The organism is Bradyrhizobium sp. USDA 4341, assembly GCF_054063755.1.
Window position 1 is genome coordinate 8415219 of the sequence record NZ_JBSSGO010000002.1, and the last position, 14891, is coordinate 8430109.

Sequence of the window (14891 nt, forward strand, 5' to 3'; positions counted from 1 at the left end):
CAACGGAGTTGTCAGTCATGCCGGTCGAGTTCATCGGCTTCATCACCAACAACAATGCGTCCGAGACCATCGTTCGCTCGGGCCCGGTGCTCGATCCGCCCTATATCGAGACCGTCGCCAAGGCCCATGAGCTGGCCGGCTTCGACCGCGCGCTGCTGGCGTTCCACTCGACCACACCGGACGCGTTGCAGGTCGCGCAGCATGTCCTGACCATCACGAAGCAGCTCAAGGTGATGATCGCGCAGCGCCCGGGCTTCACCGCGCCGACGCTGTTGGCGCGCCAGCTCGCGACGCTGGATCAATTCTATGGCGGCCGCGTCTCGCTTCACGTCATCACCGGCGGCAACGCCATCGAGCTGCGCCAGGACGGCAACACGCTCGACGACAAGGACGAGCGCTACGCCCGCACCAGCGAATTCCTCGACGTGGTGCGGCTGGAATGGACCAGCGAGAAGCCGTTCAACTACAGCGGCAAGTACTACAATGTGGAGAACGGCTTCTCGCAGGTGAAGCCGTTGCAAAAGGGCGGCATCTACACCTTCGTCGGCGGCGGCTCGGATGCTGCGGTCGAGGTTGCGGGCAAGCACGCCGATACCTTCGCGCTGTGGGGTGAATCCTACGCGCAGGTGCGCGACGTCACCGCCCGGGTGCGTGTGGCCGCAGCCAAGCACGGCCGCCCAACGCCACGCTTCAGCCTGTCGGTGCGGCCGATCCTGGCCGACACCGAGGAGAAGGCGTGGGCGAAGGCGGAACATATCCTCGAGCGTGCCACTGCGTTGCAGGACCAGACCGGTTACCGCCGGCCCAACCACGCGACCGACGGCGCCAAGCGGCTCTTGGCGCTGGCCGATCAAGGCACGCGGATCGACAAGCGGCTGTGGACCGAGATCGCAAAGCTCACCGGCGCCAACAGCAACACGACAGCGCTGGTCGGTACGCCCGAGCAGGTCGCCGAAGTGTTCGCCGACTATTACGATCTCGGCGTCAGCCACTTCCTGATCCGCGGCTTCGATCCGCTGGTTGATGCCATCGACTATGGCCGCGAGCTGATTCCGCTGACCCGCAAGCTGATCGAAGCGCGCGACCAGCTGCGGGGGATCGCCGCCGAATGATCCGTCTCATTGTCGCGGCGGCGCTTGCGCTCGTCGCCATCGACGCCGCCGTCGCGCAGACCACGCTGCGCGTCGGCGACCAGAAGGGCAATTCGCAGGCCGTGATGGAAGCGGCCGGCGTGCTCAAGGACGTTCCCTACAAGATCGAATGGAAGGAGTTCGCCGCCGCGGCGCCGCTGCTGGAAGCCTTGGGCGCGAGCGCGATCGACACCGGTCTGGTCGGCGATGCGCCGTTTACGTTCGCGGCCGCCGCCAAAATTCCGGTCAAGGCTATTGCGGCTGTGCGGCAGTCCCGCGACGGGCTCGCGGTCGTCGTGCCGGAGAATTCTCCGATCAAGAGCTTCGACGATCTGCGCGGCAAGAAGATCGCAACCGGCCGCGGCTCGATCGGCCATCAGCTGATCCTGGCCGCGCTGGAATCGAAGGGGTGGCAGGCGAGCGACGTGCAGATCGTGTTCCTCGCGCCGTCGGATGCGAAGGTTGCCTACACGCAGGGCTCGGTCGATGCCTGGTCGACCTGGGAGCCCTATGTCAGCCAGGAGGAGGTGCTGTTCAAGTCGCGCCGCGTCATCACGGCCGACGGCATCACGCCCGGCCTCGGCTTCCAGGTCGCAACGCCTGATGCGATCAAAGGCAAGCGCGCCGAGCTCGAGGATTTCGTGCGTCGCCTCGCGGCCGCGCGCGCATGGTCGCAGAACAATGTCGAAGGCTACGCTGCGACCTGGGGCAGGCTGATGAACATCCCGCCCGCGGTGCCGCTGAACTGGCTGACGCGGGCCAAGATCCGCATCGCGCCGATCGACGACAGCGTGGTGGCCGACGAGCAGAAGACCATCGATCTCTACGACCGCTGGGGCCTGATCCGGCAGAAGATCAACGCCGCCGACATCGTCGACCGCTCGTTTGCCGCGGCAGTCGAGAAGGGCGCGGGGCTGTAGGCAATTTGCAAGCGACGCCAAACATTCAGCGTCGTCCTGGCGAAAGCCAGGACGACGGGCGTGGAGGGGTGCTTGCACGATTTCGGAATATTGGAAATGTATCCCTGATTTGCCCGACGTGTCAAGCTGCCCTGTCGATGGCCGGCGGCCGCCAGCTCCTTTGCATGGGGTTGTTTTCGATATTTTGCCGACGGCCCTGCAAGCGCGAGATGTGGACCTTCTGCGCGGAAGCGATTGAACTTCGCACGATTGCACCGCTAACGAACCCGTGATCTCAAAAACATCCATTCATCCGCAGGCTGCCGCGCAGCAAGGATTTTTCCCGATTGCCGCATTCCAAAACCGCAACGTTGCTATTTTCGCCGCGGCCTTGCCGCACCCACCGGCGCTGCCAAGATCAATCGTACGAACAATCGAGTCCGGGAGATCACCGTGGGCCTTCAAGAAACTCGCATCGAGTCGCTGCCGTTTGTGACCGCTGAACTGAATTATCTCGCGCCGACGCCGGGCAAGCCCCGGACTTACGCTTTCGATCCGCCGCCCGGCGAACCCAAATCCACTGCACTGCCCGAAGCTCACAATGTGCCGATCTTTGACGGGCGCCTGATCGCCGACAGCTTCTCGCTCGACCGCGAGGGCTTTGCGCTGGTCAAGCATCCGACCTTCGTGAAGGACTATTACGACGACAACGAAGTCCGCAATGTCTACTATCCCGCCGTCGAGGCCTTCCTCAAGGCGACGCTGAAGGCGGATCGCGTTTTCATCTTCGACCACACCGTGCGCAAGCGTGTCGAGGGTGCGGCGGATATCCGCGGCGGCGGCCCGCGCCAGCCCGCGACCCGCGTCCATGTCGACCAGACCGCCGTCTCCGGCCACAACAGGGTGTTCGAGCACTTGCCTGACGAGGCCGGGCAACTCGTCAAGGGCCGCGTCCAGGTGATCAATCTGTGGCGCCCGATCCGTGGTCCCTTGCGCGATTCGCCGCTTGCGATGGCCGACGGCACCACGGTTGCCCCGGAGGATCTGATCGCCTCCGACCTGATCTACCCGAACCGCAGCGGCGAGACCTATTCGGTGAAGTACAATCCGAACCATCGCTGGTTCTACATTCCCGAGATGACGCCAGACGAGGCGATCCTGCTGAAATGCTACGACTCGGCGACCGACGGCCGGACGCGGTTTGGACCGCACACCGCCTTCGTCGATCCGACCACGCCGGCGGATGCCGCGCCACGCGAGAGCATTGAGCTGCGCACGCTGGTGTTCCATAAGCAGTAGCCGCGAAACAGGTGCGCTCCCTCTCCCGCTTGCGGAGGAGGGTGGGGGTGGGGGCTCTTTCCACGAGTCATATCGTGGAGAGAACCCCCACCCGGACCGCATCTGACGATGCGATCCGACCTCCCCCGCAAGCGGGAGAGGTAAGGTGAGCCCGCGGATAGACTGAGCCCATCAGCTCTGCCCCCAAAGTTGGCACCGTCAGCCCAATAATGTTACGCCCGTCCCCCAACTGCTCGGGGAAAGGGCGATTCATGGATGGCGTGGTGACGAAGGAAGCAGCGGGGATCGGGTTCCGCGCCCTGGTCCTTGCACTTCTGGCGTTGGCCTGCGGCCACATGCTGTCGACGCTGCTGCGCACGATCCCCGCTATCAGCCTCGATCTGATGGCGCGAGATTTCGGCACCTCGCCGCAGGCGCTGGCGAGCCTCACCTCGATCTATCATTTCTCCTTTGCCGCCTCGCAGATACCGGTCGGCGCCGCGATGGACCGTTTTGGCGTGCGGCCGGTGTCGCTGAGCCTTCTCGGAGGTACTGTGGTCGGGACACTGGTTTCGGCGCTCGCCACGGGGCCCGCGAGCTTCGTGTTCGGGCAACTCATGCTCGGCATCGCCACCTCGGGCATGCTGATGTGCCCGATGACGCTGGCGGCGAAGCAGATGTCGGCGGCGAAGTTCGGCCTGTGGTCCGGCCTGATCCTCTCGATCGGCAATATCGGCATGCTGCTGTCGGCAAGCCCGCTGGCCTTCGTAGTCGATCAGTTCGGCTGGCGCGCCGGCTTCTGGGGCTCGGCCGGCTTCGGCGTGGTGGTCCTGATCGCGGTGTTCGCGCTGGTGCCGCGGCAGCCGGCGGCGCATGCGGACGATTCCTCGCCCTTGCAGCAGATGGCCGAGGTGCTGCGGCTCGGCCTGTCGCGCGGCCTGCGCGGATTGATCGCGCTGTCGCTGGTGTCGCTCGGCGCCTCGCTGGTGCTGCGCGGCCTGTGGGGCGGGCCGTGGCTGATGGATGTGAAGGGTCTGAGCCGCATCGAGGCCGGCAATGTGCTTGGCCTGTTTACGCTGGCGATGATCATTGGCCCGGCCTGTATCGGCGCCATCGATCGCAAGTTCGGGCATCGCCGCACCATGGTGGCGTCGACCCATGCCGTCGCCGCGCTGCTGCTGGTGCTGATGGCCGCCGGCGCGCCGCATTTGGCGGTCTCGAACCTGCTCGGCGTCGCCGTGATGCCGGTGCGGTATGACCTGGTGCTGCTGATCCTGATCGGGTTTGCGACCTCGGCGCAGCCGCTGATCTACGGCATGACGCGGCAGCTCGTCGACGCCCAGAACACCGGCAAGGCACTGTCGTCGGTCAATCTCGCGTTCTTCCTCGGCGCGGCGCTGCTGCAATTCAGCACCGCCGGCGTTGCGGCGCTGTTCGGGCTGCCCGCGGTGCTGCTGTTCATCGCCGGCGCCCTGGTGATCGGGGTCGTGCTGTTCCTGATCTACACCAAGGCTGCCACTGCCTAGAGCATGATCCGGAAAAGTGCGAAGCGGTTTTCCGACAAGATCATGCTCAAAGAAGAGGCCTAAAGCGCGATGACGATTGAACCCAATCTCATCGCGCTTTAGATCGCCTGCGCCTGCTTGCGGATCTCGTTGGCAAGCGGCCGCAGGGAATCGACCCCGCGCGGCCCGACGAGGCTGTAGCCCGTGCCGCCGTCCGCCCAGGAGAAACCTGCGATGTCGCCACCCGAATGCGCGGCCATCGGCGCGTTCTGATCCGACGTCATCGGACGGGTGAGGACCACAAGCCGCTCGCCGTGATCATCGTCGTACATGAACATGGCCGCGGGACCGTGCGCCGTCGGCACCACCCGTCCGCCCATCAAACGATATCCCGAATTGCTCAGATCCGGCAGCTTGACCGGCTGACGCAACCTGTTGGAGACCCATTGCACAAGCTCGGCGCTGTCGCGCAGTTCGACCGGCCGCGTGTGGTCCGAGGCGTACGCCTTGTATGAATCGCTTGCTTCCTCGGCCAGCGCCGCAAGCCCGCCGGCGGGCGCCAGCGTCGCGCCACGGATCACCCATCCGCCGAGGCCGCCGATCGAGAGCATCAGCATCGCTGCGATCGCCCAGCGGAAAGACGAGGGGCGGCGGCGCGGGCGCTCGATCATCCGGGCGAGGTTGAGCTGCGGCGGCAGCGGTTCTTCGGTGATCGGCAGCAGTACCGATCGCAGCAGGTTACGCTCGTCGGCGTAGGCGGCGATGCGCTTGGCCATATCAGGATGCTTCTCCAGATAGGCCATGATTTCTGCCTCGCGCTCCGGCTCCAGCGCGCGATCCACATAGGCGTGCAGATCGTCTTCGGTAATGGGTCGATTGCTCATGTCTTGTTCCGCAATTGCACGATATTATTGTTCAGGTCGCTGGCAGTCCCCTCCAGTTCCTGATGGAGCCGCTCGCGGGCGCGCGCCAGCCGCGACATCACCGTGCCGATCGGCACGCCGAGCACCTTCGCGGCGTCGGCATAGGACAAGTCCTCGACGCCGACGAGCAGGAGGACCGCACGCTGGTCATGCGGAAGCCTTGCGAGCTTCGCCATGACGTCGCGATACATCACCTTCTGCTCCTGCGCCGCTTCCTGGCCGAATGCATCCTCGTTGGTTTCGTCGATCGCGACGTGGACGCCGCGCGTCGTTGCGCGGCGAAACTGGTTGATGGCGAGGTTGTGCAGGATGGCGAACAGCCACGGCCGCGGATTGTCCGACCGCCGCTGCTCCCAATGAATGACGGCGCGTTCCAGGCAGTCCTGCACCAGATCGTCGGCCGCCGCGTGGTCGCGGACCAGGGCCCGCGCATACCGCCGCAAGGCGGGTATCAGCGGTTCGACGAGGCGCAGCATGTCGTTCATGGCGTTTGCACCTGGATGACCGCACCGAGTTTCGCCGGCTCGCCTGATGCGATGACGAGATAGCGCCGTTCGGCCTTGGCCGCGCTCTGCACGATCTGGCGGATCGGACCAGCGGCGTTGACGATCGCAGAGCCGGCGGGATTGGTCATGAAGGCTGCCAGAGGCTCCACCGATCCCGTGCCGTCGGCATGTTCGGCCAATCCTAGCACGTAGCGCTGTTTGGATTCGAGCCCGGTGACCGATGCCTGCACCACCTGGATCAGGCCCTGATCGAACAGCGAGACGCTGGTCGGCGGCTTGTCGCCCTTGGCTTCGTGCTTCGGCGCGAGCGCGAGGTGCGCGGCCTGGCCGGCGACGCCGAGCGCCTGCAGGTTCTGGCGGTCGTCAGGATTCGGCGCGGCGTTCGGCACGTATGCTATGGCCTGCGGCGCCTGGCCGATCGGGATGTTGGCGATCACCTTGTTGGTCGCGGTGTCGATCGCGGCCAGCGCATCGGCATTTTCCAGGCCGACATAGACCCGCGTGCCGTCGCCGGACGGCCAGATGCCGTGCGGCAGGTTGCCGACCGGAATGGTCGCGACTTCAGAGAAGTCGTCGGTGCGAAACACCTTGACCTCGTTGGTGCCGCCGATCGTCACATAGGCGAAGGTCCCTTTGGCGGTCTTCGCGAAATTGACGTGGTTGGTGATCGGGCCGGTGTCGATCGTCTTGATCAGGTTGAACGGCGGCCTGGCGTTGAAGACCTGCGTCCTGCCGACATCCTTCAGCGTGAACCACACCTGCTCGCCGTCCGGTGTCGCCGCGATGTTGGGGCAGAACGGGCTTTCCTGCTTCACCTTGGCGACGATCTGATGGTCGGCGACCGAGACCACGTCGGTTTCCGGATTGAATGAGGAGCAGATGTAGCCGTATTTGCCGTCGGGAGAGAATATCTGCATGCCCGGTCCCGCCGGCACCTCGATCCGCATCGTTTCCTTGAAGCTCTGCGCGTCGATCACCGAAATGTAGTTTTCGCCGCGCACGGTGACCCACACTTCCTTGCCGTCGGGCGTGAAGAAGGCCTCGTGCGGCGACCGCCCGACATAGGTGACGTGCTTGACCGCGTTCGTTGCCGTGTCGATGAAGGTCACTGAATTCGAGCCGATCGAGACGATGGCGAGGGTGTGGTGGTCGGGCGAATAGCCCATGCCGTGGACCAGCACCTGCCCCTTGTAGAGCGGGCTGAAATTGCCGGGCTGCGGGTCGCCGAGCCGGATCACGCCGAGCAGCTTGTTGTCGACGGGATCGGTGACCGACACCGTGTTCGAGAACTGCTCGGCGGCGTAGACGCGGTCATGATGGCTGATCGGGATGTCGGGCGAGGACACAGCGCCCGGCGCCTGCCCCGCAAACGCCGACGTCGACAGCGCGATCATGCTGGTGGCCAACAGGCCCTTCATGAATTGGCTCGTCATCACCTGGTCTCCTGCTTCATCATATCGTGGTGCATGTTCATGTGATCGTGCGTGGGCGCGGCCGGGGCGGGTTTCGCGCCGGGTTGCGTCGGGGCGGGTGTCGTGTCCGTGACCTGTTCGCCGAGCGCGAGCTTCATGGCGTCGATCTCCTGGCGTTGCTCGACGATGATCTCCTGTGCGATCCGGCGCAGGCGCTCGTTCTTGCCGTAGCGGAGTTCGATCACGGCCATGTCGATCGCACCCTGGTGGTGCGGGGTCATCATCGCGACGAAATCGCGATCGATATCGCCGCTCGGCTTGGCGGCCATGTCATTCATCATCTTGGTCATCGCGGCATCGTTTTCCGCGAGGAAGGTGCTCTCGTCAGCCGACAGCGCGGTCTGCGCCGGATGATGATCGCCGTCATGCGCGAACGCGGCAGCGGCAACGGCGAGCAGGACGGCCGCGCCGAGCGGCGCGAGGCCGGGTTTGAGGAATCGAGGAAGCATTGCGTCACCCTGGGAGTTGTCGGGGAAGTCTGAGCGGTTCGGCCTCGGGGCCGGCTTGCATGGGTGGGACGCAGCAGCGAGAGTTCTATTCCGTCGCCAGGTAGTTTCTTGTCGATCACGACTTGCTGATCGGCTGAATGGTCCGTTCCGGCCGAACCGGCCGATTTGCGATTGGCAAGCCACTGGCTATAAGAGGGAATTCCGGTTCCGCTCGGCCGGTTCCTCGATCCTCGCTGCGCAGTCCCACGCGCCAACAAGGCCAAGATGTCCGCCAAGATCGATCCGATCACCCGTTCCGTGGTCCAGCACCGCCTGTCGTCGATCGTGAAGGAGATGGGCGAAGCCATGCTTCGCACCTCCTATTCGCAGATCCTCAATTCCAGCCGCGATTTTTCGCTGGCGATCTGCGACACCAGCGGGCGGCTGATCGCGCAGGCCGATCACATCCCGGTCCATGTCGGCGCCTTGCCGTGGGCGACGCTTGCGGTCGAGGAACGCTTCAAGGATGTCGCGCCCGGCGACGTCATCCTGCTCAACGATCCCTATCAGGGCGGCAGCCATCTGCCTGATCTCACCGCCTTCGTGCCGGTGTTCGACGGCGGCAAGCGATTGCTCTGGACCATCGTGCGCGCCCATCAGAGCGACATCGGCGGCGCCACGCATGGCGCCTACAATCCGGCCGCGACCGAGATCTATCAGGAAGGCATTCGGATTCCGCCGATCAAGCTCTACGAGGCCGGCAAGCCGCGCGAGGATCTGCTCGACCTGCTGGCTTTGAACATCCGCAACCCCAGGGAATTTCGCGGCGACCTCGCGGCGATGCTGGGCGCCGCGCATCTCGGCGAGCGCCGCGTGTCAAAACTGTTCAGCGAGTTCGGCGCGGAGACGGTCGAGGCCGCGATCGAGGCCATTCTTGATGCCACCGAGCAGCAGACCCGCGACGTGGTGTCCACATGGAAGGACGGCGTGTTCTATGGTGAGGCTTTGCTCGACGATGACGGGCACGGCCGCACCGACATCAAGATCGCGGCCAAGGTGACCAAAAAGGGCAGTGACATCGAGGTCGATCTCACCGGCTCCGATCCGCAGTCGACGAGCTTTGTGAACTCGTCGCACGCCAACATGCAGGCCGCGGTCGCGATGGCCTTTGCCTATCTGATCGACGCCGATATCCCGAAGAACACCGGCGCGCTGCGGCCGCTGAAGGTGGTGGCGAAGCAGGGTACCATCGTCTGGGCCGATCCCGGCCGCCCCGTGACGCTGTGCACCAGCCATCCTTCCAACGAGATCGTCGAAGCCATCATCAAGGCGATGTCGGCGTCCTGTCCGGATCGCGTGATGGGCGGATGGGGCCGCCGCTTCCGCATCGCGATCCAGGGCGAGGATCCGCGCAACGGCCGCAACTTCATCTGGCACATGTTTCAGGCGCGGCCGGGCGGTGGTGCATCGCCGGGCGGCGACGGCTATTCCTCGATCGGCGAGTGGCACTCGGTCGGCGGACTCAAATTCGGCAGCATCGAGGTCGCCGAGGTGCGCTTTCCGCTGCATTTCCGCCAGCACGAGTTCCGGCCGGATTCCGGCGGCGACGGCCAGCATCGCGGCGGGCTCGGCGTCGCGCTCGACATGGTGCTGGAAACGGCAAAGCCTGCCAAGGGCAACACCGCCGGCGACGGCGCGCGGCACGGCCCCTGCGGCATGCTCGGCGGCAAGGACGGTGAGCCGCACCACTACCGCCTCTTGTCGGAGGGCCGCGCGCCACGCGTGCTGAAGACCAAGGAGGTCGGCATCGAGCTGCGCCCCGGCGATTGCCTGGAGATCCGCTCGTCCGGTGGCGGTGGCTGGGGGCCGCCGGAGAAGCGAACGGCGGAGGCGCGAGCGCGCGACGTCGCGCAGGGTCTGGTTTCGAAGGCGGTATAGGGCAGCGATGTACACGATTGGGGTTGACGTCGGCGGCACCTACACCGACCTGGTTGCGACGGATCAAACCGGGCGCACTGTTTTCGCGAAATCACCGTCCACGCCGGCCGATCAGTCAATCGGCGTCATGGCGGGACTTGAAGAACTGGCGCGCCGCCTCGGCGTCACGCGCGCGGCGATGCTCACGGCGACCGATCGGCTGGTGCACGGCACCACGGTTGCGACCAACGCGCTGCTCGAGCGCAAGGGCGCCAAGGTCGCGCTGCTGACCACCGAGGGCCATCGCGACGTCGTCGAGATGCGCGAAGGGCTGAAGCCGGATCGCTACGATCTGCGCACGCCGCCGCCCGAGCCCTTGGTGCCGCGCGAGCGACGGTTTGGCGTGCGCGAGCGGCTGAAGGCCGACGGCAGCGCGGCAATTGTGCTTGATGCCACAGCGCTCGGCGACGTCATCGCCGAGGTGAAACGATCGGGCGCGAACTCAATCGCGGTCTGCTTCCTGCACGCCTATCTCAACCCCGCGCATGAGCTCGCTGCGGTCGAGCGGCTTAAGAAGGAACTGCCCGATGTCAGCGTGTCGCGCTCGAGCGACGTGCTGCCACAGATCAAGGAATATGAGCGCGTCTCGACCACGATCGTGAACGCCTATGTCGCGCCGACGGTGCGGCGCTATCTCACCAATCTGGAGCGCAGCCTGCATGAGGCCGGCTTCAAGGGCTCGCTGTTCGTCGTGCTGTCGCATGGCGGCATGGCGCCGGTGGAGGAAGCCTCGCGGCTTGCGGCAGGCACGGTGTTGTCGGGCCCGGCCGGCGGCATTTCCGGCAGCCGCCGCTGCGCCGAGATGCTCGGGATTCCCGATCTCGTGCCGTTCGACATGGGCGGCACCTCGACCGACATCTCGCTGATCGCAGACGGCGAGGCCTCGCTGTCGGCCGACGGCATGCTCGCCGGACAGCGCATCGCGCTGCGCAGCCTCGACATCGCCAGCATCGCGGCGGGCGGCGGCTCGATTGCCGGTGTCGACGGCGGCCGCACGCTGCGGGTCGGGCCGGAGAGCGCGGGATCGGTGCCGGGCCCGGCGTGCTACGGCAATGGCGGCCTAGCTGCCACCGTTACCGACGCCAATGTCGTGCTCGGTTATCTCGATGCCGCCGCCTTCATGGGCGGCGCGCGGCCGCTCGATCGCGCGGCGTCGGAAGCCGCGGTCGACCGGATCGCTGCGGCGCTCGAGCTGTCGCGGATCGAGGCTGCCGCCGGCATCTACAAGATGATCAATCTGAAGATGGCCGACGGCATCCGCCTGATGACGCTGCGCCGCGGCGTCGATCCCCGCAAATTCGCGCTGCTCAGCTTCGGCGGCGCCGCCGGCATGCACGCGGCCGAAGTCGCGCGCGAGCTCGAGATCAAGCGCATCATCGTGCCGACGGTCGCTTCCGTGCTGTCGGCCTGGGGCATGCTGACCAGTGATCTGCGGTACGAGGTCAGCCGCACCCATTACGGCACCGGCCGCATTTCCGCGGACGAAGTGCGGGCGTTGTTCGCCGGACTGGAGGAGCAGGCGGCCGGCCGTTTGCGCGACTGGTTCAAGGGCGACATCGCGATCGAGTGCTCGGCCGAGATGCGGTATGGCGAGCAGGTGTTCGAGATCGACGTGCCGCTCGGCGACCTCGATCTCGGCGCCGCGGATCTCGTGGCCCAGATCGAGGAGCGCTTCCATCGCCGCCACGAGGAACTCTACACCTATGCCTCGCGCGGACAGGAGGTGGTGTTCGTCAACGCCCGTGTGGCCGCGGTCGGTAAGGTGGCGCGCGGCGGCGGCGATGTCGGCGAGGCCACGTCGGTCGCACCCTGCACGCCGCGCGGCAAGCGGCAGGCCTGGTTCGGCGCCTGGCGCGAGGTGCCGGTCTATGCGCTCGACGATCTCAAGCCCGGCCATGCGCTGGCCGGTCCCGCGATCATTGAGGCCGAAACCACCACGGTTCTGGTCGACAGCGGCGACCGCGTCACGGTCAATCCGCTGGGCTGGCTCGACATAACATTGCGCTGAGCGTCATGCGGGAACTGCGCTCCCTCCCCCGCTTGCGGGGGAGGGTTGGGGTGGGGGTCTCGCCACGAGTCGGACCACCATTATGTGGAAGGAGCCCCCACCCGGATTGCATCTTCGATGCAATCCGACCTCCCCCGCAAGCGCAGGGGAATCGCACGTGCGCGGCTGCAAGTAGTTGCCAAATCGGGAGAAAGAGATTCTGAAGGTCGCTCCTGATCTAGAGGGAGCGGCCGATGCAACGATTTGCCGAGTGCTTTGAAGATTTGCCCGACCCGCGGGCCGACAACGCGCTGCATGACCTGACCGAGATCTTGTTCATCGCACTGATGGCGACGCTGTGCGGGGCGACGAGTTGCACCGACATGGCGCTGTTTGCCCGGATGAAGGCCTATCTTTGGCAGGATGTGCTGGAGCTCAAGAATGGCCTGCCGAGCCACGACACGTTCAGCCGGGTATTCCGGATGCTCGATCCGAAGGCGTTCGAGGTCGCGTTCCGGCGTTTTATGACGGCCTTTGCGCAAGGCGCGAAGATCAAGCGGCCGCGCGGGGTAATCGCGCTCGACGGCAAGGCGTTGCGGCGGGGTTACGAACGCGGCAGGAGCCACATGCCGCCGGTGATGGTGACCGCCTGGGCGGAGCAGACGCGCATGGCGCTCGCCAATGTGCTGGCGCCGAACAACAACGAAGCCGACGGTGCCCTGCAGTTGCTTGCGCTTCTGCAACTCAAGGGCTGCGTGGTCACGGCCGATGCCCTGCATTGCCACCGCGGGATGGCCGAAGCGATTGTGGCACGGGGCGGTGACTACGTGCTGGCGGTGAAGGCGAACCAGCCCGCTCTGTTGGAGGATGCCAAAGCCGCAATCCGCGCCGTCAAACGCAAGGGCAAGACCTCGCTGACCACCATCGATGCGGAACATGGACGCAACGAGAAGCGTGTGGCGCTGGTCGCATCGGTTCCTGGCATGGCCAAGAAGTACGACTTTCCGGGCCTCAAAGCTGTCGCCCGCATCACCAGCAAGCGGGGACAGGACGACACGGTCGAGCGCTACTTCCTGATGAGCCGCCCCTACAGCCGCAAAGAGGTCCTGCGCATCGTCCGTGCTCATTGGGGCATCGAAAATCGCCTGCACTGGCCGCTCGACGTCACCCTCGACGAGGACCTTGCCCGCAATCGCAAGGGCAACGGACCGGCCAACCTGGCCGTGCTCAGGCGTCTGGCTCTCAACGTCGCCCAAGCCCACCCGGACACGACAGTCTCCCTGCGCGGCAAGCTCAAGCGCGCCGGATGGAACGATGCATTCCTCTTCGAACTCCTCGGCCACATGCGATAGCCCTGCCCGCAAGCGGGGGAGGTGAAGAGAGGTCCGCCTCCGCCATCAACATTTCATTTTCCCGGCATTGGCTTGGGCGATAAGGTCGCGTCCTCGGGAGGGAGCGCCGGCTACTGCCGGCGTTTGTGGCGATGTTGATGCAAACCGTGCTTTCGATCGTCCTCGTCCTTGCAGCGATGCTCGCGGCGGCGCCATTGCGTGCGCAGCAGGCGCTGGAAGCAAGCGGCAGCGAGATCCGTGTCGGCAATGTCATGCCCTACACCGGGCCGCTCGCGGCGTTCGCGACCATCGGGCGGGCGGAAGCGGCCTATTTCGACATGATCAACGAGCATGGCGGCATCAATGGCCGCAAGGTCAGGTTCGTCTCGGTCGATGACAGCTCCAATCCGAAGACCGCGATGGAGCAGACCCGCGATCTCGTCGAGAAGCAGGACGTGCTGTTGATGTTCGGCTCGTTCGGCACGCCGAGTAATCTCGCCGTCCGGAAGTACCTCAACGAGAAGAATATCCCGCAGCTGTTCGTCGCCTCCGGCGACGAGGAGTGGGCGCATCCGAAAACCTTTCCCTGGACCATGGGCTGGCAGCCGACCTTCCGCGCCGAGGGGCGGATCTACGCCAACTACATCCAGGCCGCCTATCCGTCGCGCAAGATCGCGGTGCTGTGGCAGAACGACCAGTTCGGCCGCGATCTGTTCCGGGGATTGCAGGAAGGGCTCGGCGACACCGCGGGCATGATCGTCGCCGATCTCGCCTTCGACGCGTCGGAGACCGCGATCCAGAACCAGATCGGAATCCTGAAGGGCTCCGGCGCCGACATCCTGGTGTTCGACGGTGCGCCGGCGATCGCGGCACGCGCGATCCGCGTTGCGGCGGACCTCGACTGGCACCCGGTGTTCATCCTCGACAATGCGTCGGCCTCGATCGCCAGTGCGTTGCGGCCGGCGGGCCTGCAGAACTCGCTCGGCGTGATCTCGACCTCGTTCCTGAAGGACGCCGGCGATGCCTCCTGGAAGGACGATCCGCAGATCAAGGCGTGGGACGCCTTCATGGACAAGTACTACCCCGATGGCGACAAGGACGACATCTACGCCGTGTTCGGCTATGCCGCCGCCGACACGCTGATGCAGGTGCTGCGCCAGTGCGGCGACGACCTGTCGCGCGAGAACATCATGCGGCAGGCCGCCTCGCTGAAGGACTACCAGAGCCCGATCGCGCTGCCCGGGATCGTGATCAACACCGGACCGAAGGATTTCCGCCCGATCAAGCAGATGCGGCTGGTGCAGTTCGACGGCAACGCCTGGCAGCCGATCGGCGACGTGATCGAGAGCGCCTTCACGCCGGTTCGGGAGGATAATTGAGGCGCGAAGATTGAGGATTGCGTCGTCCCGGCGAAGGCCGGGACCCATTACCACAGCCATTTGTTGTTTCACGTCG

12 protein-coding genes are annotated in these 14891 nt (G+C 65.4%); 8 read left to right on the forward strand and 4 right to left on the reverse strand.

Annotation, left to right across the window (positions count from 1 at the left end; translation table 11 throughout):
- The first annotated feature begins 17 nt into the window (after window positions 1–17).
- The 4 genes from ACVIGB_RS45345 (at window position 18) to ACVIGB_RS45360 (ending at window position 4833) form a co-directional block, all read left to right on the forward strand.
- Window positions 18–1112, forward strand: a complete 1095-nt coding sequence (locus tag ACVIGB_RS45345; RefSeq protein WP_456724388.1) for an LLM class flavin-dependent oxidoreductase — start codon at window positions 18–20, stop codon at window positions 1110–1112.
- Complete coding sequence (locus ACVIGB_RS45350) at window positions 1109–2050, forward strand: ABC transporter substrate-binding protein (protein ID WP_456724387.1); 942 nt, start codon at window positions 1109–1111, stop codon at window positions 2048–2050. The genes ACVIGB_RS45345 and ACVIGB_RS45350 overlap by 4 nt, the downstream gene beginning before the upstream one ends.
- A 432-nt stretch (window positions 2051–2482) precedes the next feature.
- Window positions 2483–3328 carry a CmcJ/NvfI family oxidoreductase gene (locus tag ACVIGB_RS45355; protein ID WP_456724386.1) on the forward strand — a complete coding sequence of 282 codons (846 nt, stop codon included), beginning with the start codon at window positions 2483–2485 and terminating at the stop codon, window positions 3326–3328.
- A 251-nt stretch (window positions 3329–3579) separates the two neighbouring features.
- Entirely contained in the window at window positions 3580–4833 is a 1254-nt protein-coding gene (locus ACVIGB_RS45360; protein WP_456724385.1) for an MFS transporter, read from the forward strand.
- Between the two features lie 98 nt (window positions 4834–4931).
- On the opposite strand, the gene ACVIGB_RS45365 is transcribed toward ACVIGB_RS45360, so the two are convergent.
- The 4 genes from ACVIGB_RS45365 to ACVIGB_RS45380 are packed head-to-tail and all read right to left on the reverse strand — an operon-like array spanning window position 4932 to window position 8162.
- On the reverse strand, window positions 4932–5696 hold the full coding sequence (locus ACVIGB_RS45365; protein WP_456724384.1) for an anti-sigma factor family protein: 765 nt from the start codon (window positions 5694–5696) through the stop codon (window positions 4932–4934).
- Entirely contained in the window at window positions 5693–6220 is a 528-nt protein-coding gene (locus ACVIGB_RS45370; RefSeq protein ID WP_456724383.1) for an RNA polymerase sigma factor, read from the reverse strand. The genes ACVIGB_RS45365 and ACVIGB_RS45370 overlap by 4 nt, the downstream gene beginning before the upstream one ends.
- Window positions 6217–7674: a YncE family protein gene (locus ACVIGB_RS45375; RefSeq protein WP_456724382.1), complete on the reverse strand. Its 1458-nt coding sequence runs from the start codon at window positions 7672–7674 to the stop codon at window positions 6217–6219. Before ACVIGB_RS45375 ends, ACVIGB_RS45370 begins: the two co-directional genes overlap by 4 nt.
- The gene (locus tag ACVIGB_RS45380) at window positions 7674–8162 is read right to left on the reverse strand and encodes a DUF305 domain-containing protein (RefSeq protein ID WP_456724381.1); all 489 of its coding nucleotides are present in this window, start codon (window positions 8160–8162) and stop codon (window positions 7674–7676) included. The genes ACVIGB_RS45375 and ACVIGB_RS45380 overlap by 1 nt, the downstream gene beginning before the upstream one ends.
- Window positions 8163–8426: 264 nt before the next feature.
- On the opposite strand from ACVIGB_RS45380, the gene ACVIGB_RS45385 reads away from it, so the two are divergent.
- The 4 genes from ACVIGB_RS45385 to ACVIGB_RS45400 all read left to right on the forward strand — a co-directional run bounded on the left by ACVIGB_RS45385 (window position 8427) and on the right by ACVIGB_RS45400 (window position 14815).
- Complete coding sequence (locus ACVIGB_RS45385; protein WP_456724380.1) at window positions 8427–10079, forward strand: hydantoinase B/oxoprolinase family protein; 1653 nt, start codon at window positions 8427–8429, stop codon at window positions 10077–10079.
- Window positions 10080–10086: 7 nt separating this feature from the next.
- Window positions 10087–12126: a hydantoinase/oxoprolinase family protein gene (locus ACVIGB_RS45390; RefSeq protein WP_456724379.1), complete on the forward strand. Its 2040-nt coding sequence runs from the start codon at window positions 10087–10089 to the stop codon at window positions 12124–12126.
- Between the two features lie 233 nt (window positions 12127–12359).
- A complete protein-coding gene (locus tag ACVIGB_RS45395) occupies window positions 12360–13457 on the forward strand; it encodes an ISAs1 family transposase (protein WP_456718630.1) in 1098 nt (365 codons plus the stop codon).
- Between the two features lie 137 nt (window positions 13458–13594).
- Window positions 13595–14815 carry an ABC transporter substrate-binding protein gene (locus ACVIGB_RS45400; protein WP_456724378.1) on the forward strand — a complete coding sequence of 407 codons (1221 nt, stop codon included), beginning with the start codon at window positions 13595–13597 and terminating at the stop codon, window positions 14813–14815.
- Window positions 14816–14891: the final 76 nt, after the last annotated feature.

Excerpts from the sequence above, each read along its gene's own strand:
- ACVIGB_RS45345 (WP_456724388.1), top strand. The coding sequence starts at position 18 with ATGCCGGTCGAGTTCATCGGCTTCATCACCAACAACAATGCGTCCGAG.
- ACVIGB_RS45350 (WP_456724387.1), top strand. The coding sequence starts at position 1,109 with ATGATCCGTCTCATTGTCGCGGCGGCGCTTGCGCTCGTCGCCATCGAC.
- ACVIGB_RS45360 (WP_456724385.1), top strand. The coding sequence starts at position 3,580 with ATGGATGGCGTGGTGACGAAGGAAGCAGCGGGGATCGGGTTCCGCGCC.
- ACVIGB_RS45365 (WP_456724384.1), bottom strand. The coding sequence starts at position 5,696 with ATGAGCAATCGACCCATTACCGAAGACGATCTGCACGCCTATGTGGAT.
- ACVIGB_RS45370 (WP_456724383.1), bottom strand. The coding sequence starts at position 6,220 with ATGAACGACATGCTGCGCCTCGTCGAACCGCTGATACCCGCCTTGCGG.
- ACVIGB_RS45375 (WP_456724382.1), bottom strand. The coding sequence starts at position 7,674 with ATGACGAGCCAATTCATGAAGGGCCTGTTGGCCACCAGCATGATCGCG.
- ACVIGB_RS45380 (WP_456724381.1), bottom strand. The coding sequence starts at position 8,162 with ATGCTTCCTCGATTCCTCAAACCCGGCCTCGCGCCGCTCGGCGCGGCC.
- ACVIGB_RS45385 (WP_456724380.1), top strand. The coding sequence starts at position 8,427 with ATGTCCGCCAAGATCGATCCGATCACCCGTTCCGTGGTCCAGCACCGC.
- ACVIGB_RS45390 (WP_456724379.1), top strand. The coding sequence starts at position 10,087 with ATGTACACGATTGGGGTTGACGTCGGCGGCACCTACACCGACCTGGTT.
- ACVIGB_RS45395 (WP_456718630.1), top strand. The coding sequence starts at position 12,360 with ATGCAACGATTTGCCGAGTGCTTTGAAGATTTGCCCGACCCGCGGGCC.
- ACVIGB_RS45400 (WP_456724378.1), top strand. The coding sequence starts at position 13,595 with ATGCAAACCGTGCTTTCGATCGTCCTCGTCCTTGCAGCGATGCTCGCG.